19 protein-coding genes are annotated in these 25,917 nt (G+C 53.1%); 4 read left to right on the forward strand and 15 right to left on the reverse strand.

Annotated elements, in window-relative coordinates; genetic code table 11:
- Positions 1–7 precede the first annotated feature (7 nt).
- The gene (cysD, locus tag ACU8YC_RS14670; protein ID WP_151218231.1) at positions 8–916 is read right to left on the reverse strand and encodes a sulfate adenylyltransferase subunit CysD; all 909 of its coding nucleotides are present in this window, start codon (positions 914–916) and stop codon (positions 8–10) included.
- Between the two features lie 254 nt (positions 917–1,170).
- Between cysD and ACU8YC_RS14675 the strand changes: the two genes are divergently transcribed.
- Positions 1,171–2,214, forward strand: a complete 1,044-nt coding sequence (locus tag ACU8YC_RS14675; RefSeq protein ID WP_151218232.1) for an aminopeptidase — start codon at positions 1,171–1,173, stop codon at positions 2,212–2,214.
- A 44-nt stretch (positions 2,215–2,258) separates the two neighbouring features.
- On the opposite strand, the gene cysH is transcribed toward ACU8YC_RS14675, so the two are convergent.
- The 3 genes from cysH to cysJ all read right to left on the reverse strand — a co-directional run bounded on the left by cysH (position 2,259) and on the right by cysJ (position 6,586).
- On the reverse strand, positions 2,259–2,993 hold the full coding sequence (gene cysH, locus ACU8YC_RS14680) for a phosphoadenosine phosphosulfate reductase (protein ID WP_446895482.1): 735 nt from the start codon (positions 2,991–2,993) through the stop codon (positions 2,259–2,261).
- An 81-nt stretch (positions 2,994–3,074) separates the two neighbouring features.
- On the reverse strand, positions 3,075–4,787 hold the full coding sequence (gene cysI / locus ACU8YC_RS14685) for an assimilatory sulfite reductase (NADPH) hemoprotein subunit (protein ID WP_151218234.1): 1,713 nt from the start codon (positions 4,785–4,787) through the stop codon (positions 3,075–3,077).
- Positions 4,787–6,586 (reverse strand): NADPH-dependent assimilatory sulfite reductase flavoprotein subunit, encoded by a 1,800-nt coding sequence (gene cysJ / locus ACU8YC_RS14690; RefSeq protein ID WP_446895483.1) that lies wholly within the window; start codon positions 6,584–6,586, stop codon positions 4,787–4,789. The genes cysI and cysJ overlap by 1 nt, the downstream gene beginning before the upstream one ends.
- A gap of 305 nt (positions 6,587–6,891) precedes the next feature.
- Between cysJ and queD the strand changes: the two genes are divergently transcribed.
- Positions 6,892–7,254 (forward strand): 6-carboxytetrahydropterin synthase QueD, encoded by a 363-nt coding sequence (queD, locus tag ACU8YC_RS14695; protein ID WP_446895484.1) that lies wholly within the window; start codon positions 6,892–6,894, stop codon positions 7,252–7,254.
- Positions 7,255–7,350: 96 nt separating this feature from the next.
- Here queD and queE read toward each other — a convergent pair whose 3' ends face one another.
- The 3 genes from queE to ACU8YC_RS14710 all read right to left on the reverse strand — a co-directional run bounded on the left by queE (position 7,351) and on the right by ACU8YC_RS14710 (position 10,339).
- Positions 7,351–8,022 carry a 7-carboxy-7-deazaguanine synthase QueE gene (gene queE / locus ACU8YC_RS14700; RefSeq protein WP_446895485.1) on the reverse strand — a complete coding sequence of 224 codons (672 nt, stop codon included), beginning with the start codon at positions 8,020–8,022 and terminating at the stop codon, positions 7,351–7,353.
- 71 nt (positions 8,023–8,093) lie between these two features.
- Complete coding sequence (locus ACU8YC_RS14705; protein ID WP_210905319.1) at positions 8,094–8,783, reverse strand: N-acetylmannosamine-6-phosphate 2-epimerase; 690 nt, start codon at positions 8,781–8,783, stop codon at positions 8,094–8,096.
- Positions 8,783–10,339, reverse strand: coding sequence for a maltose/glucose-specific PTS transporter subunit IIC (locus tag ACU8YC_RS14710; protein ID WP_446895486.1), 1,557 nt, complete (start codon positions 10,337–10,339; stop codon positions 8,783–8,785). Before ACU8YC_RS14710 ends, ACU8YC_RS14705 begins: the two co-directional genes overlap by 1 nt.
- A gap of 166 nt (positions 10,340–10,505) precedes the next feature.
- On the opposite strand from ACU8YC_RS14710, the gene ACU8YC_RS14715 reads away from it, so the two are divergent.
- Positions 10,506–11,330 carry a MurR/RpiR family transcriptional regulator gene (locus tag ACU8YC_RS14715; protein WP_151218247.1) on the forward strand — a complete coding sequence of 275 codons (825 nt, stop codon included), beginning with the start codon at positions 10,506–10,508 and terminating at the stop codon, positions 11,328–11,330.
- A gap of 55 nt (positions 11,331–11,385) precedes the next feature.
- Here ACU8YC_RS14715 and eno read toward each other — a convergent pair whose 3' ends face one another.
- The 5 genes from eno to rlmD all read right to left on the reverse strand — a co-directional run bounded on the left by eno (position 11,386) and on the right by rlmD (position 19,132).
- Positions 11,386–12,684 carry a phosphopyruvate hydratase gene (gene eno, locus ACU8YC_RS14720; protein ID WP_151218248.1) on the reverse strand — a complete coding sequence of 433 codons (1,299 nt, stop codon included), beginning with the start codon at positions 12,682–12,684 and terminating at the stop codon, positions 11,386–11,388.
- An 87-nt stretch (positions 12,685–12,771) separates the two neighbouring features.
- Positions 12,772–14,409, reverse strand: coding sequence for a glutamine hydrolyzing CTP synthase (pyrG, locus tag ACU8YC_RS14725; RefSeq protein WP_003034127.1), 1,638 nt, complete (start codon positions 14,407–14,409; stop codon positions 12,772–12,774).
- 224 nt (positions 14,410–14,633) lie between these two features.
- Positions 14,634–15,425: a nucleoside triphosphate pyrophosphohydrolase gene (gene mazG / locus ACU8YC_RS14730; protein ID WP_151218249.1), complete on the reverse strand. Its 792-nt coding sequence runs from the start codon at positions 15,423–15,425 to the stop codon at positions 14,634–14,636.
- Between the two features lie 73 nt (positions 15,426–15,498).
- Entirely contained in the window at positions 15,499–17,733 is a 2,235-nt protein-coding gene (relA, locus tag ACU8YC_RS14735; RefSeq protein ID WP_151218250.1) for a GTP diphosphokinase, read from the reverse strand.
- Between the two features lie 100 nt (positions 17,734–17,833).
- On the reverse strand, positions 17,834–19,132 hold the full coding sequence (rlmD, locus tag ACU8YC_RS14740) for a 23S rRNA (uracil(1939)-C(5))-methyltransferase RlmD (protein ID WP_210905321.1): 1,299 nt from the start codon (positions 19,130–19,132) through the stop codon (positions 17,834–17,836).
- 57 nt (positions 19,133–19,189) lie between these two features.
- Here rlmD and barA point away from each other — a divergent pair, with 57 nt between their 5' ends.
- A complete protein-coding gene (gene barA / locus ACU8YC_RS14745; protein ID WP_210905322.1) occupies positions 19,190–21,946 on the forward strand; it encodes a two-component sensor histidine kinase BarA in 2,757 nt (918 codons plus the stop codon).
- Positions 21,947–21,989: 43 nt separating this feature from the next.
- Here barA and ACU8YC_RS14750 read toward each other — a convergent pair whose 3' ends face one another.
- From ACU8YC_RS14750 to ACU8YC_RS14760, 3 genes are all read right to left on the reverse strand, one after another.
- Positions 21,990–23,132, reverse strand: coding sequence for a glycerate kinase (locus ACU8YC_RS14750; protein ID WP_151224275.1), 1,143 nt, complete (start codon positions 23,130–23,132; stop codon positions 21,990–21,992).
- 82 nt (positions 23,133–23,214) lie between these two features.
- Entirely contained in the window at positions 23,215–24,555 is a 1,341-nt protein-coding gene (gudD, locus tag ACU8YC_RS14755) for a glucarate dehydratase (RefSeq protein WP_151218254.1), read from the reverse strand.
- A 20-nt stretch (positions 24,556–24,575) separates the two neighbouring features.
- The gene (locus ACU8YC_RS14760; RefSeq protein WP_151218255.1) at positions 24,576–25,916 is read right to left on the reverse strand and encodes an enolase C-terminal domain-like protein; all 1,341 of its coding nucleotides are present in this window, start codon (positions 25,914–25,916) and stop codon (positions 24,576–24,578) included.
- Position 25,917 lies beyond the last annotated feature (1 nt).

A 25,917-nucleotide genomic window follows, 5' to 3' on the forward strand; every position in this document is an offset into this window, starting at 1 on the left:
CGGCTCCTTAGAAATACCCCTGACGTTTCTTCAGCTCCATGGAGCCCGCCTGGTCGCGGTCAATCACGCGGCCCTGACGTTCACTGGTGGTTGAGACCAGCATCTCTTCGATAATTTCCGGCAGCGTCTGCGCATGCGACTCCACCGCCCCCGTCAGCGGCCAGCAGCCGAGCGTGCGAAAACGTACCATGCGTTTTTTAATCACTTCCCCAGGTTGCAGATCGATTCTGTCGTCATCAATCATCATCAACATGCCGTCGCGTTCCAGCACCGGACGCTCCGCCGCCAGGTACAGCGGTACGATGTCGATGTTTTCCAGCCAGATGTACTGCCAGATATCCTGTTCGGTCCAGTTGGAGAGCGGGAATACGCGAATACTTTCACCTTTATTAATTTGTCCGTTGTAGTTGTGCCACAGTTCCGGACGCTGGTTTTTCGGGTCCCAGCGATGAAAACGATCGCGGAAAGAATAGATGCGTTCTTTAGCGCGCGATTTCTCTTCGTCACGGCGAGCGCCACCGAACGCGGCGTCAAAACCGTATTTGTTCAGCGCCTGCTTCAACCCCTCGGTTTTCATAATGTCGGTATGTTTGGCGCTACCGTGGACAAACGGGTTGATGCCCATCGCCACCCCTTCCGGGTTTTTATGCACCAGCAGTTCGCAGCCATAGGCTTTCGCCGTACGGTCACGAAATTCGTACATCTCGCTGAATTTCCAGCCGGTATCAACGTGCAGCAGAGGAAACGGCAGCGTGCCAGGATAAAACGCTTTACGCGCCAGATGCAGCATTACGCTGGAATCTTTGCCGATGGAATACATCATCACCGGATTAGAAAACTCGGCGGCCACCTCACGAATGATATGGATGCTTTCCGCTTCCAGTTGCCGCAGGTGGGTAAGTCGTTTTTGATCCATAACCGTTCCTATGTAATGCCGTTATTTTGCTAACGATGCTCAGATAACCTGACTATAGGGAGGGCAAGAGGGCGAATGAAATTACGAATTGGAATGAGTAGTTCCTCAAAGGAATAACGATCCGGAAAAGCAAATATCAAAAAGTGCTTAAGCTACCGGATTTCGGGCATTTAGGAGCAAATGAAATTGTTTTACCTCGATCACAGTTTCATACTAGCGGCTGAAAATTTCTGCTTGGTATTTAAGGACTCATTATGTTTTCCGCAACGCGCCACCTTATTGCTGCCATGGCGCTCGGCGCGTGTTTTATCCTTCCAGCACAGGCAACATCCTCCAAACCTGGAGATATCGCAAATACCCAGGCTCGATATATTGCAACGTTTTTCCCGGGCCGCGTGACGGGATCTCCGGCTGAAATGTTATCTGCTGATTATATACGTCAGCAATTTCAGCAGATGGGCTACAGCAGTGATATTCGTACGTTTAATAGCCGTTATGTTTATACCGCCAAAAATAACCGTAAAAACTGGCATAACGTAACGGGAAGCACCGTTATTGCAGCACATGAAGGTAAAGCGCCGCAGCAGATTATTATCATGGCGCATCTAGACACCTACGCTGCACAAAGCGACGCCGATTCAGATGCCAATCTGGGTGGGTTAACCCTGCAAGGTATCGACGACAACGCTGCAGGCGTTGGCGTAATGCTGGAACTGGCGGAAAAACTCAAAGACGTGCCGACGCAGTACGGCATCCGATTTATTGCCACCAGCGGCGAGGAAGAAGGCAAACTCGGCGCAGAAAACATTCTGAAACGAATGAGTGCCGCCGAGAAGAAAAACACGCTGCTGGTGATTAACCTCGATAACCTGATCGTCGGGGATAAACTCTATTTCAACAGCGGTAAGAAAACCCCGGAAGCAGTTCGAAAACTGACGCGCGACCGGGCGCTGGCTATCGCGCATAGTCGCGGGATTGTAGCCAGTACCAATCCGGGCCTGAACAAAGACTATCCGAAGGGAACAGGATGTTGTAACGATTCGGAAGTCTTCGACGACGCGGGTATTGCCGTGCTCTCCGTTGAAGCGACCAACTGGAGCCTGGGCAAGAAAGATGGCTATCAACAGCGCGCCAAAAGCGCCTCGTTCCCGGCTGGCAACAGCTGGCATGATGTGCGACTGGATAACCAGCAGCATATCGATAAAGCCTTACCGGGCCGGATAGAGCGCCGTAGCCGCGACGTGGTACGCATTATGCTGCCGCTGGTAAAAGAACTGGCGAAAGCAGATAAATCCTGAAGAAGCAGCCCGGTAATATGTAAACGTTACCGAGCTGCTAGCTGTCATCCTTCGTGCAGCCCGCACTCGCGCTTGAGCCCAAAGAACCGCGTATCTTCTTCCGCCATTCCCGGCTCCCATTTGCGGGTGGTATGCGTATCGCCGACTGACAGATAGCCCTGGTCCCACAGCGGATGGTATTTCAGGCCGTGCTTTTGCAGATACTGGTAAACCGTACGGTTGTCCCAGTCGATAATCGGCAGCACTTTAAACACGCCACGCTGAATAGCCAACACCGGCAAATGCGCACGACTGCCGGACTGTTCGCGACGCAAACCAGCAAACCAGGTTTGCGCGTCGAGTTCCTGTAGCGCCCGGTTCATCGGCTCGACTTTGTTGATGTCATTGTATTTTTCAATGCCTTCAACGCCCTGTTCCCACAGCTTACCGTAACGTGCTTCCTGCCAGGCGGCGCTCTCTTTCGCGCGATAAACCTGGAGATTCAGCTTGAGTTTGTCCATTAACTCGTCAATAAACTGGTAGGTTTCAGGGAACAGGTAGCCGGTATCGGTCAGGATCACCGGGATATCCGGGCGGATCTGATTCACCAGATGCAGACTCACTGCTGCCTGAATACCGAAGCTTGATGACAGCACATATTCACCTGGCAGGTTTTCCAGCGCCCACGCCACGCGATCCTCGGCACTCAGTTTTTCCAGTTCGGCGTTGGTTTCGGCCAGCGCCAGCACGCGCTCGACTTTTGGCAGGTCGTTCAACGCGTTGAGATCGAGTTTGGACATAAGTTCCTCGCTGTTTGCCTTGCCAAATGGCGCGCGTAGCAGGTCTGTAGGTCTGATAAGCGCGCCATCCGGCAATTCACATTATTCCCAGAAATCCCGCGCTGGATCGAGCACCGGGCGAATAATGCCCGCACGCACCGTAAAGTCACCGAAGCCTTCACCCGCTTCGCGCTCTTTCGCCCAGCGCCCGACAAGCTCATCGATGGAATCAAGAATTTCCGGCTCGGTGATGTTCTCGCGGAACATACGCGGAATACGTGTGCCGATACGGTTGCCGCCCAGATGCAGGTTATAGCGACCCGGCGCTTTCCCCACCAGCCCCAGTTCCGCCAGCATCGCGCGGCCGCAGCCGTTCGGACAACCGGTAACGCGCATCACGATATGCTCGTCGGGAATGCCGTGTTTTTCCAGAATCGCTTCCACTTTATCCGTGAACGATGGCAGGAAGCGTTCGGCTTCGGCCATCGCCAGCGGACAAGTCGGGAACGACACGCAGGCCATCGAGTTTTCACGCTGCGGTTTTACCGCATTCATCAGTCCATGATCGCGCGCCAGCTTCTCTACCTTCGTCTTCTGGCTTTCCGGTACGCCAGCGATGATCAAGTTCTGGTTGGCAGTGATGCGGAAATCGCCTTTGTGGATCTTCGCGATCTCCAGCAGCCCCGTTTTCAGCGGACGGCCTGGATAATCCAGAATACGGCCATTTTCAATAAACAACGTCAGGTGCCAGTTATTGTCGATCCCTTTCACCCAACCGATGCGATCGCCGCGGCCAGTGAACTCGTACGGGCGGATCGGCTCAAATTTGATCCCCGCGCGACGCTCAACTTCTTCCTTGAAGGTATCGACGCCGACGCGCTCAAGGGTGTATTTGGTTTTAGCGTTTTTACGGTCGGTACGGTTACCCCAATCGCGCTGAGTCGTGACCACCGCTTCTGCCACCGCCAGGGTGTGCTCCAGCGGCAGGAAGCCGAATTCGCTCGCGGTGCGGGCATAGGTTTTCTTGTTGCCGTGCTCGATTGAGAGACCGCCGCCGACCAGCAGGTTAAAGCCTACCAGCTTGCCGTTTTCGGCAATCGCCACGAAGTTCATGTCGTTGGCGTGCAGATCGATATCGTTCTGCGGCGGGATCACCACCGTGGTTTTAAACTTACGCGGCAGATAGGTCGCCCCGAGGATCGGTTCTTCATCGGTAGTAGCAACTTTTTCCTGATCGAGCCAGATCTCCGCATAGGCGCGCGTGCGCGGCAGCAGATGTTCAGAAATTTTCTTCGCCCACTCGTAGGCTTCCGCATGCAGCTGCGACTCATATGGGTTAGAGGTGCACAGCACGTTACGGTTCATGTCGTTGGCGGTCGCCAGTGCGTCCAGCCCGACCGAATGCAGCATCTGATGCACCGGCTTGACGTTCTTCTTCAGAATGCCGTGAAACTGGAAGGTCTGACGGTTAGTCAGACGGATGCTGCCGTAAATGGTGTTATCCGCGGCAAATTTGTCGATGGCCTTCCACTGGGTTGGAGTGATCACCCCGCCCGGCAAACGGCAGCGCAGTAGCATCGCGTGGCGCGGCTCCAGCTTCTGCTCGGCACGTTCGGCACGAATATCGCGGTCGTCCTGCTGGTACATACCGTGGAAACGGATCAGCAGGAAGTTATCGCCGTGGAAACCGCCGGTGAGACCGTCGTTGAGATCTTCCGCGATGGTGCCGCGCAGGAAATTACTTTCACGCTTCATGCGCTCGGCGTCAGTCAGTTTGCCTTCGACCACCAAAGGCCCTGGGTGTTTTTCGCTCATTAGTAGACATCTCGCTGATAACGGCGCTCAATGCGCAGCTCACTTAAAAATTCATCCGCCGCTTCGATATCCATTGCACCGAATTCAGCAATCACTTCCAGCAACGCCTGCTCAACGTCTTTCGCCATGCGATTGGCGTCGCCGCAGACATAAATGTGGGCACCGTCGTTAATCCAGCGCCACAGTTCCGCGCCCTGTTCGCGCAGTTTGTCTTGTACGTAGATTTTTTCTTTTTGATCGCGAGACCAGGCGAGATCGATCCGGCTCAACACGCCCTCTTTGACGTAGCGCTGCCATTCAACCTGGTAGAGGAAATCTTCGGTGAAATGCGGGTTGCCGAAGAACAACCAGTTTTTACCTTCCGCGCCATCGGCCGCACGTTGCTGCATAAAGGCGCGGAACGGTGCAATTCCCGTACCCGGGCCAATCATAATCACCGGTGTCTGCGGGTTTGCCGGCAAACGGAAGTTGTCGTTGTGTTCAATGAACACGCGAACTTCACCTTCTTCTTCCACGCGGTCGGCGAGGAAGCTGGAGGCACCGCCAGCGCGGGCGCGCCCCTCAATGTCGTAACGCACTACGCCGACAGTCACATGCACTTCACTTTCGACTTCCGCCTGGGAGGAAGCAATGGAGTACAAACGCGGGGTCAGCGGGCGCAAAAGATCAACTAACGTCTGAGCGTCCAGTTGTGCCGGGGAGAAACGCATCATATCAACGATTGGCGTGGTCGCGGCGTAATGCTGCAATTGCGTTTTATCGCCCACCAGCGGCAGCAGCGACTCACTGCGCGTCAGCGTGGCGTAGTTTTCCACGATATTTGCAGTGTTGACCGTCAGCTCGAAATGCCACTGCAGCGCTTCGGCCAGAGGCAGCGTTTTGCCATTAACCGTTACCGGTTCATCGCCCTTCAGCCACAGCAATTCAACCAGCTCTTTGACCAGCGCGGGATCGTTCTGATACCACACGCCCAGCGCGTCGCCGGGCTGATAGCGCAGACCGGAATCGCCGAGATCGATTTCGATATGGCGCACATCTTTTAGTGAGTCGCGACCGGTGATTTTCTGATTCACCGCAAGTGACGCCGCCAGCGGCGCTTCTTTGGTATATGGGCTGGTGTGAACTTCGTTTACCGCACCGCTCGCCGCAACTTGCACAGACGGTACAGCCGGCGCACGCGCTTTCAGAACCTCAACCAGACGCTCGCGCCACTGCGCGGCAGCGACCAGGTATTCGACATCAGCATCCACCCGATCCAGCAGACGCTCACCGCCCAGTTCAGCCAGTTTACTGTCGAAATCTTTACCGGCCTGGCAGAAGAATTCATAGGAGGTATCGCCCAAACCAAACACGGCAAAAGCAGTGTTCTCAAGCTTCGGCGCTTTTTTCGAGAACAGATATTTATGCAACGCCACGGCTTCTTCCGCCGGTTCACCTTCCCCTTGCGTCGATGCCACCACGATCAGCAGTTTTTCATTGGCGATTTGTTTGAATTTATAGTCGCCAGCGTTGATCAGAGTGACATTGAGCTTCGCAGCGATAAGATCATCACGCAGGGCTTCCGCCACTCGACGCGCATTACCGGTTTGCGAGGCGGAGATAAGCGTAATACCAGGCATTTGAGCGGCAGGCGCTGGTGCCACCGCATTGCTGCCTGGCTGCTGATTCAGCACGCCCCAGAAATAGCCAGAAACCCACGCGAGCTGTGCGGGAGTGAAGTCAGTCGTGGCTGCCTGAAGGCGTGCCAGTTGCTCCGGGTTTAGCGGTAGCAAAGCGGAAGGTGGGGCCTGTGTCGTCATGCGTTGTCATGTTCCAGTAAGCAAAGCGGATTTCAGCAATAAAACCCAAACTGAAGATAAGGTTAACGGCGGGGATAGTAACAATTAAAGAAGGGATAGAAATAACAAATAACCAAATGGACTAACCTGTTTTAGTTATAGTCATTAACGACAAAAACGATTTAATAACTATATGATATTTAAAAAGTTATTAAACATTAACAGCGTAAATATAGCGTTCTGATGCTTAGCGCCCTTTTAACTAATGATAAAAATTGTACTTTACGGTACCCTACGGCGGTTTTTCGCATTCTTGAGAGTAAAAAATGTCCACCACCTTGTTTAAAGATTTCACCTTCGAAGCCGCTCATCGCCTGCCACATGTACCAGAAGGGCATAAATGTGGTCGCCTGCATGGTCACTCATTTATGGTGCGTCTTGAAATTACCGGTGAAGTCGATCCGCATACCGGTTGGATCATGGATTTTTCTGAGTTAAAAGCGGCGTTTAAGCCGACCTACGACAGACTCGATCACTATTATCTGAACGATATTCCTGGCCTAGAAAACCCAACCAGTGAAGTGCTGGCAAAATGGATTTGGGATCAGGTTAAACCGATTGTCCCTCTGCTGAGTGCCGTAATGGTGAAAGAGACCTGCACAGCGGGCTGCGTGTATCGCAGCGAGTGATTGTAGTATTACCGGATAGGGACGCATCGCGGTCTTATCCGGTCTGTAATGACCAGCAAACTGTGGCCGGGTAAGTGAAATCCCCCGGCAGAATTATCAGGCTATATTCAGATACTTATGAGTCTGCATCGACAGACGCCAGTTGCGCGCAATACAGGTTTCAATACATAAACGCGTCGCATCTTCTTTCTGACTGATTGGCTGCAAGGCAATGATGCGCGGTTTGTCGTCGCTCAACGTTGCCAACAGTTCATCCAGCGCTTCAATATCGCGAACGCGACCAACCGGATGTTTGATTTCATTCGCGCGCTCCAGCGCCTGTGACAGCACATCATAGCCGCCACGCATATTTACCTTCGGTGATACAGTCACCCAGGAATTCGGCGTACAGCGCACTTCGTGGGTACCGCTGGTTTCAATCTGGCAACTAAAGCCGTTCTTTTCCAGCAGATCAGTCAGCGGCATCAGGTCATGAATGCAGGGCTCACCACCGGTTATCACCACATGACGGGCGGTATAGCCCTGGCGCTGAATGACCGCCAGCAGATCTTCACTGCTCGCCGCCCCCCATTTATCGCTCTCTTTGGTCTTAGCCAGGATGCTGTACAGGGAAACTTCCCGATCCTCAAGCTTATCCCAGGTGTGTTTGGTATCGCACCAGGCACAGCCAACCGGGCATCCCTGTAAACGAATAAAAATGGCGGGGACGCCGGTAAAGTAACCCTCACCTTGCAGGATCTGGAACATCTCGTTAATCGGGTACTGCATAGCGCTCTCAATATGGGGATAAACGATAATTATCGCAGATCCCCGCCAAAGTATCATGCCCCATCGATGCTTTACGAGGCGATCGCCGCGACAAAGCGCGCCGTTATCTGCTGCGGACGCGTGATAGCCCCCCCAACCACTACGGTATGGGCGCCTAATGCCAGGCATCGTGCGGCACGTTCCGGAGTATCGACGTTTCCTTCTGCCACAACAGGCACGCTGACCGCCGCCAATACCTCACGCAAAAAACCGCAGTCGTTTTCCGCCAGCACATGTCCGGCAGTGTCTGCGGTATAGCCATAGAGCGTGGTGCCGACGCAGTCAAAACCCAAACGTTCGGCTGTCGCAGCCTCGTCTATTGTGGCGATATCCGCCATCAGCAGCACAGACGGGTAGCGAGCGCGGATTTGCATAACTAATTCTTCCAGCGTTTGTCCACCAGGGCGCAGGCGCGCTGTCGCATCCAGAGCAATAATCTCCGGCTCAACGGTCATCAGCTCGTCCACTTCCTGGAGCGTGGCCGTGATAAACACATCACTGCCCGGATAATCGCGCTTGATAATCCCAATCACCGGCAGGGAGACGCTCTCTTTGATCGCGCGAATATCCACCACGCTGTTCGCACGAATACCTACCGCGCCGCCCTGCGCTGCCGCCAGCGCCATACGCGACATAATAAACGGACTGTGCAGGGGCTCATTTTCCAGCGCCTGGCAGGAGACGATTAATTTACCTTTCAGGGAATCCAGTACAGTTTTCATTACGATAAGATCTCTTCGACTTCGTTTTTAATGATGGTGACATGCGGGCCATAAATCACCTGAACACCGTTGCCGCGAATAATTACACCACACGCTCCGGTCGCTTTCAGCGCAGCTTCATCTACCTTGCTGCTCTCTTTCACCGTCACACGTAAGCGCGTGGCGCAACAGTCCACCTCTTCCAGATTCTCTTTGCCTCCCAGCCCGGCGATGACTGCCGCTGCGCGTTCAGTTTGCGGCAGACCGGATTCAATCGGGGTTACGTTTTCACGGCCAGGCGTCAGCCAGTTAAAGCGGTTAATCAAATAGCGGAAGGTGAAGTAGTAAAGGAAGAACCACGGGATCCCCACCAAGGGGACGTACATCCAGTTGGTTTTAGCTTCCCCCTGTAGTACGCCAAAAAGTAGGAAATCGATAAGTCCCCCCGAAAAGGTTTGCCCGATGGTGATATGTAAAATATGCGCCATCATAAACGCCAGACCATCGAAAAAGGCGTGAATGACGTATAACACGGGGGCGACAAACAGGAAGGAGAACTCGATAGGCTCAGTGATCCCTGTCAGGAAAGAGGTCAGCGCCGCTGACAGCAATAGTCCAGCGACAAGCTTTCTATTCTCTGGTTTTGCAGTATGGTACATCGCAAGACATGCGCCAAGCAGGCCGAACATCATTGTGATAAAGCGCCCGGACATAAAGCGCGAGGTACCCGCATAGAACTGCTGCGTATTCGGATCGGCAAGTTGGGCAAAGAAAATTCGCTGCGTACCTTCAACCAACTGGCCGTTGACGATTTCACTCCCGCCAAGCGCTGTAGTCCAGAACGGCAAATAAAAGATATGGTGTAACCCCAGTGGGCCAAGCATACGCAAGATGAAGCCGTAAAGTAATGTGCCCAGATAACCGGTCGCATCCACCAGACCACCCAGTCCAAAAATGAGTTTCTGGAAATGCGGCCAGACCACCGTCATGATGGCGCCCACGACTATCGCAGCAAGGGAGCTAATAATCGGTACAAAGCGTGAGCCGCTGAAGAAACCAAGAAACTGAGGCAGCGAGACTTTATTGAAACGGCTATGCAGCGCGCAGGTGACAAGCCCAATCACCACCCCACCAAATACGCCCGTTTCCAGCGTCTGAATACCCAACGTCATCCCCTGGCCTACGGCACCTGGATTCTCGTGTGCCAGCGTTCCGTTAAGCGTCAATAAGGCGTTGATGGTGGCATTCATCACCAGAAATGCCAGCAACGCCGCGAGCCCGGCAGTGCCTTTATCTGTCTTCGCCAGCCCCACCGCGACACCCACCGCAAAGAGCACCGACAGATTGGCAAACACAATGGAACCGGCACTGGTCATGATTGTGAAGATTGCCTGCAACCAGTCGACATCCAAAAACGGATAAGCCGTTAATGTATTTGGATTCGACAGCGCACCACCAATCCCTAACAACAATCCGGCAGCGGGCAATACCGCAATCGGCAGCATGAACGATTTGCCAAACCGTTGCGCTTTTTCAAACCATGCCCCTGATGAGGCGCCGCTAAACATTTGCATCATTTTTTCATCTCTCCCGATTAATGATGAAAATTTTTACCATATTTATTTTTAAAAATGAAAATTATCATCAAAAACCAGGAAGCCGATCATACTTTTTTAAAATGACTGGCATCTCTCCCCTGCTTTCCGCCACACTATCAGCAGAGAAACGCATTAAGGATTTTGCATGTCAGAAAATGAAAACCTGCTGCTAAGATTGCGCCAGAGCGTTGATGGATATAGCCGAACACAGCAAAAGCTGGGTGAGTTCGTGCTCAGCGATCCGGCAAAAGTTGTCTACCTGACGATTACCGAACTGGCGCGCGAAAGCGATACCAGCGAGGCAAGCGTTACACGCCTGTGCCGTACGCTGGGGTGTAAGGGTTACAACGAATTTAAGATGGCGCTCGCGCTCGATCTCCAGCAAGAACAGCCGGTAGAGCACAGCGGTGATGAAATTGACAATGTAGTCAATGAATCCGTACAAGCGCTGCAGGACACAGCAAAATTACTCGACAGGACATTACTGGAAGCTGCCGCTCTGGCGCTACATCAGGCTCAGTCGGTACAGATTTATGGCGTGGCTGCCAGCGCCATTCTGGGGGAGTATTTACATTACAAGCTCCTGCGTCTGGGCAAACCCGCGCAACTGTTCAGCGACATGCACCGCGCAGCCATGAATGCCACTACGCTTAGCAAAAACACGCTCGTGGTAGCGATATCCAGTTCTGGCTCTACCCGCGATCTGCTGCACGTCGTAAAACTGGCGCGTAAGCAAGGCGTGCGCGTGCTGGCACTGAGTAATACGCCACGCAGTCCGCTGGCCTCGCTGAGCGATATTCAACTGGTCGCAGCCAAACCAGAAGGTCCATTGAGTGCTGGCGCGCTAAACGCCAAAGTGGGAGTAATGCTGTTGGTAGAACTGCTCACCACATCGCTGATTGCGCTGGATGAAAAGTACAGTGATGTGAGCCAGCAAACCGCCAGCGCGACCTTACCGCTACTGCTTTAAAGACATAAAAAAACCCGCCGCAGCGGGTTTTTACGTTAAGAGCTAAAGAACAGGATTAAGCCTGACCTTTGATCTCTTTACGACCGTTGTACGGTGCTTGTTCACCCAGAGCTTCTTCGATACGAATCAGCTGGTTGTACTTAGCAACGCGGTCAGAACGGCTCATAGAACCGGTTTTGATCTGGCCTGCAGCGGTACCAACAGCCAGGTCAGCGATGGTAGCGTCTTCAGTTTCGCCAGAACGGTGAGAGATGACAGCGGTATAGCCAGCGTCTTTCGCCATTTTGATCGCAGCCAGAGTTTCGGTCAGGGAACCGATCTGGTTGAATTTGATCAGAATGGAGTTAACGATGCCTTTTTCGATGCCTTCTTTCAGGATCTTGGTGTTGGTTACGAACAGGTCGTCACCAACCAGCTGGATTTTGTCGCCCAGTACTTTAGTCTGGTATGCAAAACCATCCCAGTCAGACTCGTCCAGACCATCTTCGATGGACACGATCGGGTACTGTTTGGTCAGTTCTTCCAGGAAGTGAGTGAATTCTTCAGAGGTGAATGCTTTGTTGCCTTCGCCAGCCAGAACGTATTTACCGTCTTTGTAGAATTCAGACGCTGCACAGTCCATCGCCAGAGTAATGTCTTTGCCCAGCTCGTAGCCAGCTGCTTTAACCGCTTCAGCGATTACGGACAGAGCTTCAGCGTTGGAACCCAGGTTCGGCGCATAGCCGCCTTCGTCACCCACTGCAGTGTTCATACCTTTGGCTTTCAGAACTTTAGCCAGGTTGTGGAACACTTCAGAACCCATACGTACAGCTTCTTTCAGGGTTTTAGCGCCAACAGGCTGAATCATGAATTCCTGGATGTCGACGTTGTTGTCAGCGTGCTCACCACCGTTGATGATGTTCATCATCGGAACCGGCATGGAGTATTTGCCCGGAGTGCCGTTCAGTTCAGCGATGTGAGCATACAGCGGCAGGCCTTTAGCGGCGGCAGCAGCTTTAGCAGCAGCCAGAGAAACAGCCAGGATGGCGTTTGCACCGAAGTTGGATTTGTTTTCAGTACCGTCCAGATCGATCATGATCTTGTCGATGCCAGCCTGATCTTTAGCATCTTTACCCAGCAGAGCCTGAGCAATCGGGCCATTCACAGCTGCAACAGCTTTCAGTACGCCTTTACCCATGAAACGGGATTTGTCGCCATCGCGCAGTTCCAGTGCTTCGCGGGAACCAGTAGAAGCACCTGACGGAGCTGCTGCCATACCAACGAAACCACCTTCCAGGTGTACTTCGGCTTCAACAGTCGGGTTACCACGGGAGTCGATGATTTCACGACCGATGATTTTAACGATTTTGGACATTAGATTTTCCTCAGTACAAGTTAAACTAAAACTCCAGACAAACAATGCACCCTGAAGGGTGCATTGCCGTTCTAACTTATTTACTTCTTACTTCGCCTGACGCTTCTGATGTTCACTGGCGGCTTTCACAAAGCCGGCAAACAGCGGGTGTCCATCACGTGGCGTGGAAGTAAATTCCGGGTGGAACTGACAGGCCACGAACCACGGATGATTCGGTACCTCAATGATCTCGACCAACTGATCATCACCGGAACGGCCTGCAATACGCAGACCCGCAGCTTCAATCTGTTTCAACAGCATATTGTTGACTTCGTAGCGGTGGCGATGGCGTTCAACAATTGTCGGCGCGCCGTACAGTTGACGAACCAAGCTATCGTCGCTCAACTGACACTGCTGCGCGCCAAGGCGCATTGTGCCGCCCAGATCGCTCTTCTCGGTACGGACTTCGACGTTACCGTCTTCATCGCGCCATTCGGTAATCAGAGCTACCACCGGATACTTACAGTCTGGCACAAATTCCGTGGAGTTGGCGTTGTCCATACCCACTACGTTACGTGCAAACTCAATCAACGCAACCTGCATACCCAGGCAAATGCCCAGATAAGGAATATTGTTCTCACGCGCAAAGCGCGCTGTCGCGATTTTACCTTCAACACCACGGTAGCCGAAGCCGCCTGGGATCAGGATTGCATCAAGACCTTTCAGGATCTCAACGCCGCGCGTTTCGACATCTTGCGAATCGATCAGCTTGATGTTGACGGTGACACGATTCTTCAGACCACCGTGCTTCAGTGCCTCGATAACTGACTTATAGGCATCCGGCAGTTCAATGTACTTGCCGACCATACCGATAGTCACTTCGCCTGCCGGATTCGCTTCTTCGTAGATAACCTGTTCCCATTCTGACAGATTAGCTTCCGGACAGTTCAAGCTGAATCGTTTACAAATATAATCGTCAAGGCCCTGGGATTTCAACAGGCCCGGAATTTTATAGATGGAATCGACATCTTTCAGAGAAATCACCGCTTTTTCCGGAACGTTACAGAATAATGCAATTTTTGCACGTTCATTAGCCGGAACTGCGCGATCGGAGCGACAAATCAGGATATCTGGCTGAATACCGATAGAAAGCAACTCTTTTACCGAGTGCTGAGTCGGTTTAGTTTTGACTTCACCTGCCGCCGCCATGTACGGAACCAGCGTCAGATGCATAAACAGCGTGTGCTCGCGGCCAATTTCTACGGCCATCTGGCGAATCGCTTCAAGGAACGGCAGAGATTCGATATCCCCAACGGTTCCGCCGATTTCAACCAGAACAACATCATGACCTTCACCGCCTTCCAGAACGCGTTCTTTAATGGCATTCGTGATGTGCGGGATAACCTGAACGGTAGCGCCCAGGTAGTCGCCACGGCGTTCTTTACGCAGAACGTCGGAGTAAATACGACCCGTGGTGAAGTTGTTGCGGCGACTCATTTTAGTACGAATGAAACGCTCGTAGTGACCCAGGTCCAGGTCGGTTTCAGCGCCGTCTTCGGTAACGAACACTTCCCCGTGTTGGATTGGGCTCATAGTACCTGGATCAACGTTGATGTACGGATCCAGTTTCATCATGGTCACATTGAGGCCACGGGCTTCAAGAATGGCTGCCAGGGAGGCTGCGGCAATGCCTTTTCCCAGAGAGGATACGACCCCGCCGGTCACAAAAATATAGTTCGTTGTCATGCTGGACCTGAGAAGTTAGGGTGAAACGATGGAATTACCAAGACGGGAAAGTAGTATACCCGAACATGACGAGCGCCACAAACTTTCATTATTCCTCCTCTTCACCAGGCTCACATTAACATCGGGAGTGAGAAAATAGCCCCTTTGGGGTAAATGTTTTTGACGTAAATCAAGCGCTTGTTATTTAAAAAATCACACAAATCGCCCTTGACCGACGAAATCCCTTAGAGATCAATTTCCTGCCGTTTTACCTGTTGCCAGACTTCTTCCATAGTTTCCAGATCAACACCAGTCATTTCCAGACCCCGAGCCGCCACAATTCGTTCAACCTCACGAAAACGTCGCTCAAATTTCTCGTTCGCTTTTTGCAATGCGGTCTCTGCTTTAGTGCCTAAATGGCGCGCCATATTGACCGTGGCAAACAGCAGATCGCCCATTTCCTCCTCCAGTTTAGCCTGGTCGACAACAGCCTGCCTCGCCTCAAACATGACTTCATCGATCTCTTCGTAAACCTTGTCGACAACCGGTCCTAATGTTTTCCAGTCGAAGCCAACATTTGAGCAGCGTTTCTGGATTTTTTGTGCACGCATTAACGCCGGTAAACTACGGGGAATATCGTCGAGTGCGGAATGCTGTGCCTTCTCAGCGCGCTCTTCGGTTTTGATTTGCTCCCAACGGGTTAGCACCTCGGTGCTGTTACTGGCAGAAACATCAGCAAAAACATGCGGGTGGCGACGTTCAAGCTTATCGCTTATCGCTGCACAGATATCATCAAAGTTGAAGCGCCCTTCTTCCTGCGCCATCTGGGCATAAAATACCACCTGAAACAGCAGGTCACCCAGTTCTCCACGCAGGTCATCGAAGTCTTCACGCGCAATCGCGTCCAGCACTTCATAGGTTTCTTCGAGAGTGTAAGGGGCAATAGTGGCGAATGTCTGCTCTTTGTCCCACGGACAGCCGTTTTCCGGATCACGCAGGCGCTGCATTATACCGAGCAGCCGATCGATTTGGTTCATGTGACAATCCTGGAGATTTGAGTAACTGTAGGCCGGATAAGGCATTTATGCCGCCATCCGGCCTACGTTCGTATTAATTACCGTGCAGACGGCGTGCGTCGATCACATCCGGCACCTGGTTAAGCTTGCCGAGCACGCGTCCGAGCACCTGCAGGTTGTAGATTTCGATGGTCATATCGATGGTGGCAAGCTGTTGTTTGGTGTCACTCCGGCTGGCAACGCCCAGCACGTTCACCTTCTCGTTGGCAAGAATAGTGGTGATATCACGCAACAAGCCGCTGCGATCGTTAGCCTGGACGCGAACCACCAGCGAATATCCTGCCGAGTAGCTTTCGCCCCAAACCGCGTCAACAATACGTTCCGGCGCATGCGAGCGCAGTTCATTCAGCTGTTCGCAATCCGCCCGGTGGACCGAAATACCACGTCCTTGAGTGATAAACCCGACAATTTCATCACCTGGAATCGGCTGGCAACAGCGAGCGATGTGGTGCATCAGATTACCCACCCCTTCAACCACCACGCGACCATCGTCTTTACGGCGGCTCTGCGGCGCTTGCGTTTTCTGCTGAAGCTGTTTCAGCGCGGCGGCATCCTGCTCTGCAGCGCTTGGCTTATTAAACTGCGCCTGCAGGAAGTTCACCATCTGGTTAAGGCGGATGTCGCCTCCACCAATCGCCGCCAGAAGCTCATCCAGTTCATTGAAGCTGTAGCGCGGCAGCAGGTGCTTTTCCGCTTCTTTCAGGCTAATACCTAAATGCGCCAGCTCATCGTCGAGGATCTGGCGACCCGCCAGGATATTTTTATCGCGATCCTGTTTACGGAACCAGGCGTGGATCTTCGAACGCCCACGACTGGTGGTCACGTAGCCGAGGTTAGGATTCAACCAGTCGCGGCTTGGGTTTGGCTGTTTCTGGGTGATAATTTCAATTTGATCGCCCATCTGCAGTTGGTAAGTAAACGGTACGATGCGCCCGCCAATTTTCGCGCCAATGCAACGATGGCCCACATCGCTGTGGATGTGATAAGCAAAATCGAGCGGCGTGGAGCCTGCAGGCAGATCTACAACGTCGCCTTTCGGCGTAAAGACGTAAACCCGGTCATCAAAGACCTGGCTACGGACTTCATCCAGCATTTCGCCGGAATCAGCCATCTCTTCCTGCCAGGCGATCAGTTTACGCAGCCATGCGATACGATCTTCATGACCGGAGCGTGCCGCGCCTGAGGCTGTGCCCTCTTTGTATTTCCAGTGCGCAGCAACGCCCAGTTCGGCATCTTCGTGCATCTGTTTGGTGCGGATCTGAATTTCAATGGTTTTCCCGCCCGGCCCCAGCACAACCGTATGGATTGACTGGTAGCCGTTGGGTTTCGGGTTCGCGACGTAGTCATCGAACTCATCCGGCAGATGGCGATAGTGAGTATGTACTATTCCGAGCGCGGCGTAGCAATCCTGTAAACGCTCCGCCACGATACGCACCGCGCGCACATCGAACAGTTCATCAAAGGCTAACTGTTTTTTCTGCATTTTGCGCCAGATGCTGTAGATGTGCTTCGGACGTCCGTAAACTTCGGCTTTGACGCCTTCCGTTTTCATCTCTGAGCGCAAATGACCGACGAATTCATCAATGTAGTGTTCGCGATCGATACGACGTTCATGCAGCAGCTTGGCAATACGTTTGTATTCAGCCGGGTGCAGATAACGGAAGCAGTAATCTTCCAGCTCCCATTTTAACTGCCCAATACCCAACCGGTTAGCCAGCGGGGCATAGATATTGGTGCACTCTTTTGCTGCCAGAACGCGTTCATCTTCCGGTGCGTCTTTCACTTCACGCAGATGAGCAATGCGCTCCGCCAGCTTGATGACCACACAGCGGAAATCATCCACCATAGCCAGCAGCATGCGGCGGACGTTATCGACCTGCTCGGAAGAGACTGAATCGGTATGCGTGGCTTTAAGCTGGCGTATCGCCGCCATGTCACGCACGCCGTGGATAAGATGAACAATGGATTTGCCCACGCTCTCGCGCAGGATGTCTTCACTGACGACGTTGGCATCAGCCAGAGGGAAAAGCATTGCTGCGCGCAACGTGTCGATATCCATGCTCAACATAGAGAGGATTTCTACCATCTCCACGCCACGCCACAGCAGCAGCTCTGCATCCGGATGCCCCTGTGTTTGCTGCAGGCAGTACGCCCAGGTTTCGGCTAAGCGTTCACACGACTGCTGGCTGGAGATCCCCAGACTCGCGATCCATTTCTTTGGATCAAACTCACCAGCTTTATTTAAATGTGCACTTCTTACCGCAACCATCGTCCTCTCCTTAAGGGGCATGGCCTGTCGAAGTCGACAAGCCGAACCCATTGTTTTTCACACAGCATTACAACCCGAAATCCAATGGGTATTAAGTTCATTACAAACGCTCAAACAGGACCATTGATTCCAGGTGTCCTGTGTGCGGGAACATATCGAGCATCGCCAGCCGCCGGATGGCATATCCCGCATTGAGCAAAGCATCGCTGTCACGAGCCAGCGTTGCCGGGTTACAGGATACATAAACAACGCGTATAGGTTCTAATTTTATAATATGTTGCATCACACCAGCAGCACCCGCACGCGCAGGATCGAGCAAAACTTTGTCGAATCCGTTTTTAGCCCAAGGCTGCCGGGTAACATCTTCCTCAAGGTTTTCATGAAAGAATGTCACATTGTGTAATCCGTTATTCAGCGCATTTTCCCGGCCTTTTTCCACCAGCGCCGGTACCCCTTCCACGCCGACCACGCTTGCAGCTCGGGTCGCCAGCGGCAGAGTAAAATTGCCCATTCCGCAGAACAGATCGAGCACACGCTCTCCTGGTTGAACATCGAGCCATTCCAACGCTCGGGCCACCATTTGCTGGTTTACCCCTTCATTGACCTGAATAAAATCACGCGGGCTGAAGGTTAACCGTAGTCCATTTGAATCATACCAGGGCGATTCTTCTGATATTGATTCCAGTATCTCGCTTTGCGGGGCCAGAAACAAAGACAGCCCCTGAGAATGCGAAAAGCATTCCAGTTTTTCTTTATCCACAGCACTTAATGGCGCCGTGTGGCGCAAAATCATCAGGGTTCCGCTCCCTGCCTGCACCAGTTCGACATGCCCAAGATGGCGTAACCCTTGTAGACTTTCCAGGCACGCCCTGATGTGGGGCAATAGCGCCTCAAGCTGGGGCACCAAAACAGGGCATTGTTTGACATCGATAATGTCGTTAGAGCCGGATTTGCGAAAACCCATCTGCAATTTTTGCTCTTTTGGCCGATAGCTCAGGCTCAAACGTGCACGGCGACGATAGCCCCACGGCGTATCAGCTATAACATCCGACACTTCACATTTCATTAAATGCGACAACGCCGCGCTTTTACTACGCTGCTGTAACGAGATGCTGGCATGCTGTTGCTGGCAGCCACCGCACACGCCAAAATGCGGGCAACGAGGCACTTCACGCTCAGGGCTGTTGTTCAAACGTCGTTTTACTTGCGCGCGGGCGAACTGTTTTTTATCTTCGGTAATCACCACCTCGGCGCTTTCCTGAGGTAGCAATTCCGGTATAAACAACGCCTTTCCGTTATGGCGAGCAACACCCTGACCAAAAGGATCGAGGTCATTGACGGTAACGGTTATGATCTGACGCGTCGTCACGCGTCGTTTTGCAGAGTAGAATTGCGCCATCGACGAGATATGTCTCTTTTTAACAGTGTGACCCTAATTGTCCCATAACGGAACTCCATGACCAACTACAGCCTGCGTGCACGCATGATGATTCTGATCCTGGCCCCGACCGTCCTGATTGGTTTGCTGCTCAGTATCTTTTTTGTTGTGCATCGCTATAACGACTTGCAGCGTCAACTGGAAGATGCTGGCGCCAGCATCATTGAGCCACTCGCGGTCTCAAGCGAATATGGCATGAACCTGCAAAACAGGGAATCCATCGGCCAACTGATCAGCGTACTGCATCGTCGCCATTCCGATATCGTGCGGGCAATTTCTGTCTATGACGAAAATAACCGACTGTTTGTCACATCCAATTTTCATCTCGATCCGTCTGAAATGCAGCTGGCTACCGGGTCACCGTTTCCCCGTAAGCTGAGCGTCACGCGACTCGGAGATATCATGATCCTGCGCACCCCGATTATCTCGGAAAGGTATTCGCCGGATGAATCTGCCTTAAGCGACGCGAAAAATGACAAAAATATGTTGGGATACGTGGCGCTGGAGTTAGACCTTAAGTCAGTAAGATTGCAGCAGTATAAAGAGATTTTTATCTCCAGCGTAATGATGCTGTTTTGTATCGGGATTGCGTTAATTTTTGGCTGGCGCCTGATGCGCGACGTGACCGGCCCGATTCGCAATATGGTGAATACCGTTGACCGAATACGACGAGGACAGCTCGATAGCCGCGTGGAGGGTTTCATGCTGGGCGAGCTGGATATGCTCAAAAATGGTATTAACTCGATGGCGATGTCACTTGCGGCCTACCATGAAGAGATGCAGCACAACATCGATCAGGCCACCTCTGATCTGCGCGAAACGTTGGAACAGATGGAAATCCAGAACGTCGAACTGGATCTGGCTAAAAAGCGGGCCCAGGAAGCGGCGCGTATTAAGTCTGAGTTTCTGGCTAACATGTCGCACGAGCTGCGAACCCCGCTCAATGGCGTGATTGGTTTCACCCGTCTGACACTAAAAACCGAGCTCAACTCCACGCAGCGCGATCACCTGAATACGATTGAACGCTCGGCCAACAATCTGCTGGCCATCATCAATGATGTGCTCGACTTCTCCAAACTTGAGGCGGGCAAGCTGATTCTGGAAAGTATCCCATTCCCGCTGCGCAGCACACTCGATGACGTCGTCACGCTGTTAGCGCACTCATCCCACGATAAAGGGCTTGAGCTGACGCTGAATATTAAGAATGACGTACCGGACAACGTCATCGGCGATCCGCTGCGCTTACAGCAGGTGATCACTAATCTGGTCGGCAATGCCATCAAATTTACCGAAGGCGGTAATATCGATATATTGGTCGAGAAACGCGCGCTCAGTAATACAAAAGTACAAATTGAAGTGCAAATCCGCGATACCGGAATTGGTATCCCCGAGCGCGATCAGTCACGCCTGTTCCAGGCCTTCCGCCAGGCGGATGCCAGTATTTCCCGCCGCCACGGCGGTACCGGACTGGGCCTGGTCATTACGCAAAAACTGGTCAATGAAATGGGCGGAGATATCTCCTTCCACAGTCAGCCGAACCGGGGATCCACGTTCTGGTTCCATATCAGCCTCGATCTCAACCCTAACGTTCTCATTGATCGCTCAACCACGCTTTGTCTGGCCGGTAAGCGACTGGCTTACGTCGAACCTAACGCCACTGCAGCACAATGCACATTAGATATCTTGAGTGAAACGCCGCTGGAGGTGATTTACAGCCCTTCATTCTCTGGGCTGCCGAAGGATCACTACGATATTCTGTTGCTTGGCGTACCGGTCACGTTACGCGAACCGCTCACCATGCAGCATGAGCGCCTGGCAAGCGCAGCGGCGATGACCGACTTTTTGTTACTGGCCTTGCCTTGCCATGCGCAAATTAACGCCGAGAAATTGAAACAGGGCGGCGCGGCGGCGTGCCTGTTGAAACCGCTCACCTCAACCCGTTTACTGCCTGCATTGACAGAGTATTGTCAACTGAACCACAACATAGATCCGCTGTTGTCAGACGAGAGCAAAATCGCGATGACCGTCATGGCAGTGGACGACAACCCGGCGAACCTCAAGCTTATTGGCGCACTGCTGGAGGATAAAGTGCAGCAAGTTGTGCTCTGCGACAGCGGGCACCAGGCAGTGGATCGCGCCAAACAGATGCAGTTTGATCTGATCCTGATGGATATTCAGATGCCAGACATGGACGGTATTCGCGCCTGCGAGCTGATCCACCAGCTTCCTCATCAACAACAGACGCCGGTCATTGCGGTCACCGCGCATGCTATGGCCGGGCAGAAAGAGAAGTTGCTCAGCGCCGGGATGAACGATTACCTGGCTAAGCCTATCGAGGAAGATAAGCTACATAATCTGCTGTTACGCTATAAACCCGGCGCAAGCGCAGCGCTTAGGGCGCTCGCCGTTGACCCCGTTGAGCCGATCGTCAATCCGAATACCACGCTCGACTGGCAGTTGGCATTAAGACAAGCCGCAGGTAAAAACGATCTGGCGCGGGATATGCTGCAAATGCTGCTCGATTTTCTGCCCGAGGTACGTAATAAAATTGAAGAACAGCTGGTCGGTGAAAACCCTGAAGGGCTGGTGGATATGATCCATAAGCTGCACGGTAGCTGCGGTTATAGCGGCGTTCCCCGCATGAAAAACCTGTGTCAGCTTATTGAGCAGCAATTACGTAGCGGGACCAAAGAAGAAGAGCTGGAACCTGAGTTTTTAGAGCTTCTGGATGAAATGGATAACGTTGCCCGTGAAGCAAAGCGCTTATTAGGGTAAAAATCGCCGGATGCGGAATGAGCACCGCATCCGGCCTGAAAATTCAACGTAATTGCTGCCCTGCTTTGAGCGTCGCAGCCACGTTTCGCGCTGTCATTCGGACATTCTCACTCGCGTTCTTCAACGCCTCATCCAGCGTACAAATGGTATAGATAACGCTGAAAACTGCATCCAGCCCATGCTCATGCACAACACCGACATCGGCCGTCAGGCTACCAGCAATACCAATCACCGGTTTGTTATAACGCTTTGCAACTTTTGCCACGCCAACCGGAACCTTACCGTGAATGGTCTGGCTGTCGATGCGTCCTTCACCAGTAACCACTAAGTCCGCATCCGCAACGCAGGCGTCAAGATGTAACGCATCCGTCACTATCTCAATACCGCAGCGTAGCTGTGCGCCACAGAAGGCATACAGCGCCGCCCCCATACCACCAGCAGCACCACCGCCGGCCAGATCCAGCACGTTGACGTCCAGATCGCGAGCGATCAGCTGCGCATAGTGCGAAAGCGCCCGATCGAGGCGGGTAATCATCTCCGGCGTCGCCCCCTTTTGCGGGCCAAAAACCGCAGAAGCGCCCTCTTCACCGGTCAACGGGTTGGTGACATCGCAAGCCACTTCAATACGACACGCGGCAAGGCGCTGGTCTAACTGAGATATATCAATCCGCGAGAGCGATTCGAGGCCAGCACCGCCATGGCCAATATCGTTATCTTGCGCATTCAGCAATTTTGCTCCCAGCGCTTGTACCATCCCCGCGCCGCCATCATTGGTGGCGCTGCCGCCAATCCCGATAATGATATGCTCAACGCCAGCGTCCAGCGCATGACGGATTAACTCCCCGGTTCCCCAGGAAGTGGTTTTCAGCGGATCGCGTAACCCCACGGGAACTTGCTCCAGCCCACTGGCGGCAGCCATTTCGATAAACGCCGAACGCTCATCACCAGATAAACCGTAAAATGCCCGAATCGTGTTGCCCAAAGGGCCGGTAACATCAACATGCACAAGGTGACCTTGTGTTGCGGCAACCATCGCTTCGACCGTTCCCTCACCGCCGTCGGCGACCGGGAGCTTCACGTAATCCGCGTCAGGCCAGATCTCACGAAATCCCATCTCAATAGCCGTTGCCACTTCAAGCGCACTCAAACTTTCCTTATAGGAATCCGGTGCGATTACTATTTTCATAAAGCATCCTTACGCATGTTGACTGTGTTAAGCATACACCAGGAGAAAAACCGCCCACCGATTGGGAGCGGTCCCAGCTCACTTAGCGTACCATGCACGGACGCTTATTATCAAACGTCCAGTTAGGGATCAGATACTGCATGCCCATCGCATCATCACGCGCCCCCAGCCCATGTTGCTGATACAGCTCGTGGGCTTTCATCACCTGATCCATATCCAGCTCCACACCCAGACCCGGTTTTGCCGGTACCTGCACCATGCCGCCTTTAATCTCAAACGGCTCTTTGGTCAGGCGTTGGTTACCTTCCTGCCAGATCCAGTGGGTATCGATCGCGGTAATTTTGCCCGGAGCCGCCGCCGCAACATGCGTAAACATCGCCAGTGAAATATCAAAGTGGTTGTTAGAGTGCGAGCCCCAGGTTAACCCGAATTCATGGCACATCTGCGCCACGCGGACAGAACCCTGCATCGTCCAGAAATGCGGGTCCGCCAGCGGGATGTCCACTGACTGCAATGACAGGGTATGCCCCATCTGACGCCAGTCGGTGGCGATCATATTGGTGGCGGTCGGCAGGCCAGTGGCACGACGGAATTCCGCCATGACTTCACGACCGGAGAAGCCCTGCTCGGCGCCACAAGGATCTTCCGCATACGCCAGCGATCCTTTCAGGTACTTACCAATTTTAATCGCTTCATTTAGCGACCACGCGCCGTTTGGATCCAGCGTCACGCGGGCCTGCGGGAAACGCTTCGCCAGCGCAACGATAGATTCCGCTTCCTCTTCCCCGGCCAGCACGCCGCCTTTCAGTTTAAAGTCGTTGAAACCATACTTCTCATACGCAGCTTCCGCCAAGCGCACTACCGCATCCGGAGTCATCGCCTCTTCATGACGCAGGCGATACCAGTCGCACTTCTCATCCGGCTGACTCTGGTACGGCAGCGGCGTCGCTTTACGGTTGCCGACAAAGAACAGATAACCCAGCATTTCAACTTCGCTACGCTGTTGTCCGTCACCCAGCAGAGAGGCGACGTTAACACCCAAATGCTGACCCAGCAGATCCAACATGGCCGCTTCGATCCCGGTAACCACATGAATAGTGGTACGTAAATCAAAGGTCTGCAAACCGCGACCGCCCGCATCACGATCGGCAAAAGTATTGCGTACCGCATTCAGCACGTTTTTGTATTCACCTAACGTTTTGCCTACCACCAGCGGGATCGCATCTTCCAGCGTTTTGCGGATTTTTTCTCCGCCGGGAATTTCACCCACGCCGGTGTGGCCGGAGTTATCTTTGATAATCACAATATTACGCGTGAAGAATGGAGCATGTGCGCCGCTCAGGTTCATCAGCATACTGTCATGACCCGCAACCGGGATCACCTGCATCGCGGTCACGACTGGGGTAGTAAATTGTGCGCTCATCATTAAGTCCTTATTCAAAATTAGTGGCGGCCGAAAACGGGACGTTTACGGTCAAAAGTCCATCCGGGGATCAGATACTGCATTGGACCCGCGTCATTACGCGCGCCGCCGGGCAGTCTCTTGTAGGCTTCATGAGCCTTGTTAACCTGATCCCAGTCCAGCTCTACGCCCAGTCCAGGCGCGTCAGGAACAGCAATTTTCCCGTTCTTAATCTCCAGCGGATTTTTGGTCAGACGGCAATCGCCCTCCTGCCAGATCCAGTGGGTATCGATAGCCGTCGGGGTGCCCGGCGCAGCGGCGCCAACGTGGGTGAACATCGCCAGCGAAATATCAAAATGATTGTTAGAGTGGCAGCCCCAGGTCAGTCCCCAGTCATCGCATAACTGTGCCACGCGTACCGCGCCGGAAAGGGTCCAGAAGTGCGGATCGGCCAGCGGAATATCGACTGAGTTCAGCATCACCGCATGGCCCATCTCACGCCAGTTGGTGGCTATCATGTTCGTTGCTACCGGTAAACCAGTTGCACGGCGGAACTCGGCCATCACTTCGCGCCCGGAAAAGCCCTGTTCAGCGCCGCACGGATCTTCGGCGTAGGTCAGCACATCGTTCAGGCCTTTACACAGGGAGATGGCCTCATCCAGCAACCAGGCACCGTTGGGATCAACCGTAATACGCGCATCCGGGAAGCATTTTTTCAGCGCACGAGCGGTGTCGATTTCCTGCTCGCCAGGCAGTACACCGCCTTTGAGTTTGAAGTCTTTAAAACCGTAGCGATCCTGAGAAGCCTGGGCCAGACGTACCACGGCTTCGCTATTCATTGCGTGCTGGTGACGCAGGTGATACCACTCATGGTTTCCCGGCGTGCTTTCCAGATACGGTAAATCGGTCTTTGTGCGATCGCCCACATAGAACAGATAGCCGAGCACGGTGACCGCATCGCGCTGCTTGCCCGGCCCTAAAAGTTCACAGACCGGTACGTTGAGCGCCTTGCCCAACAGGTCGAGCAGCGCCGCTTCCAGCGCTGCCACCGCGTTTACCCGTAGCTCAAACGTCCAGGCGCCTTTGCCAAAGGTGTCAAAATCAGCGGCCTGATTACCTTTGTGCACCTGCTGAACCACCTTATTCAGGCGCGCGACTTCCTGACCCAAAACCATCGGAATAGCGTCAACCAGCGTCTGATAAATCACTTCGCCGCCCGGCGCTTCACCGACGCCGGTATTGCCGGCGTTATCGGTAAGAACCACAATATTGCGGGTGAAATATGCATTGTGCGCACCGCCAATATTTAGCAGCATGCTGTCATGACCGGCCACCGGGATGACCTTCATATCGGTAATAACGGGGCTTGATTGTGTTGTCATC

This window comes from Citrobacter sp. VF227 (assembly GCF_052950715.1).

Excerpts from the sequence above, each read along its gene's own strand:
- rlmD (WP_210905321.1), bottom strand. The coding sequence starts at position 19,132 with ATGGCGCAATTCTACTCTGCAAAACGACGCGTGACGACGCGTCAGATC.
- ACU8YC_RS14715 (WP_151218247.1), top strand. The coding sequence starts at position 10,506 with ATGTCAGAAAATGAAAACCTGCTGCTAAGATTGCGCCAGAGCGTTGAT.
- ACU8YC_RS14710 (WP_446895486.1), bottom strand. The coding sequence starts at position 10,339 with ATGATGCAAATGTTTAGCGGCGCCTCATCAGGGGCATGGTTTGAAAAA.
- ACU8YC_RS14675 (WP_151218232.1), top strand. The coding sequence starts at position 1,171 with ATGTTTTCCGCAACGCGCCACCTTATTGCTGCCATGGCGCTCGGCGCG.
- ACU8YC_RS14750 (WP_151224275.1), bottom strand. The coding sequence starts at position 23,132 with ATGAAAATAGTAATCGCACCGGATTCCTATAAGGAAAGTTTGAGTGCG.
- pyrG (WP_003034127.1), bottom strand. The coding sequence starts at position 14,409 with ATGACAACGAACTATATTTTTGTGACCGGCGGGGTCGTATCCTCTCTG.
- cysJ (WP_446895483.1), bottom strand. The coding sequence starts at position 6,586 with ATGACGACACAGGCCCCACCTTCCGCTTTGCTACCGCTAAACCCGGAG.
- cysH (WP_446895482.1), bottom strand. The coding sequence starts at position 2,993 with ATGTCCAAACTCGATCTCAACGCGTTGAACGACCTGCCAAAAGTCGAG.
- cysD (WP_151218231.1), bottom strand. The coding sequence starts at position 916 with ATGGATCAAAAACGACTTACCCACCTGCGGCAACTGGAAGCGGAAAGC.
- gudD (WP_151218254.1), bottom strand. The coding sequence starts at position 24,555 with ATGAGCGCACAATTTACTACCCCAGTCGTGACCGCGATGCAGGTGATC.
- queE (WP_446895485.1), bottom strand. The coding sequence starts at position 8,022 with ATGCAGTACCCGATTAACGAGATGTTCCAGATCCTGCAAGGTGAGGGT.
- cysI (WP_151218234.1), bottom strand. The coding sequence starts at position 4,787 with ATGAGCGAAAAACACCCAGGGCCTTTGGTGGTCGAAGGCAAACTGACT.
- eno (WP_151218248.1), bottom strand. The coding sequence starts at position 12,684 with ATGTCCAAAATCGTTAAAATCATCGGTCGTGAAATCATCGACTCCCGT.
- ACU8YC_RS14760 (WP_151218255.1), bottom strand. The coding sequence starts at position 25,916 with ATGACAACACAATCAAGCCCCGTTATTACCGATATGAAGGTCATCCCG.
- relA (WP_151218250.1), bottom strand. The coding sequence starts at position 17,733 with ATGGTTGCGGTAAGAAGTGCACATTTAAATAAAGCTGGTGAGTTTGAT.
- ACU8YC_RS14705 (WP_210905319.1), bottom strand. The coding sequence starts at position 8,783 with ATGAAAACTGTACTGGATTCCCTGAAAGGTAAATTAATCGTCTCCTGC.
- mazG (WP_151218249.1), bottom strand. The coding sequence starts at position 15,425 with ATGAACCAAATCGATCGGCTGCTCGGTATAATGCAGCGCCTGCGTGAT.
- barA (WP_210905322.1), top strand. The coding sequence starts at position 19,190 with ATGACCAACTACAGCCTGCGTGCACGCATGATGATTCTGATCCTGGCC.
- queD (WP_446895484.1), top strand. The coding sequence starts at position 6,892 with ATGTCCACCACCTTGTTTAAAGATTTCACCTTCGAAGCCGCTCATCGC.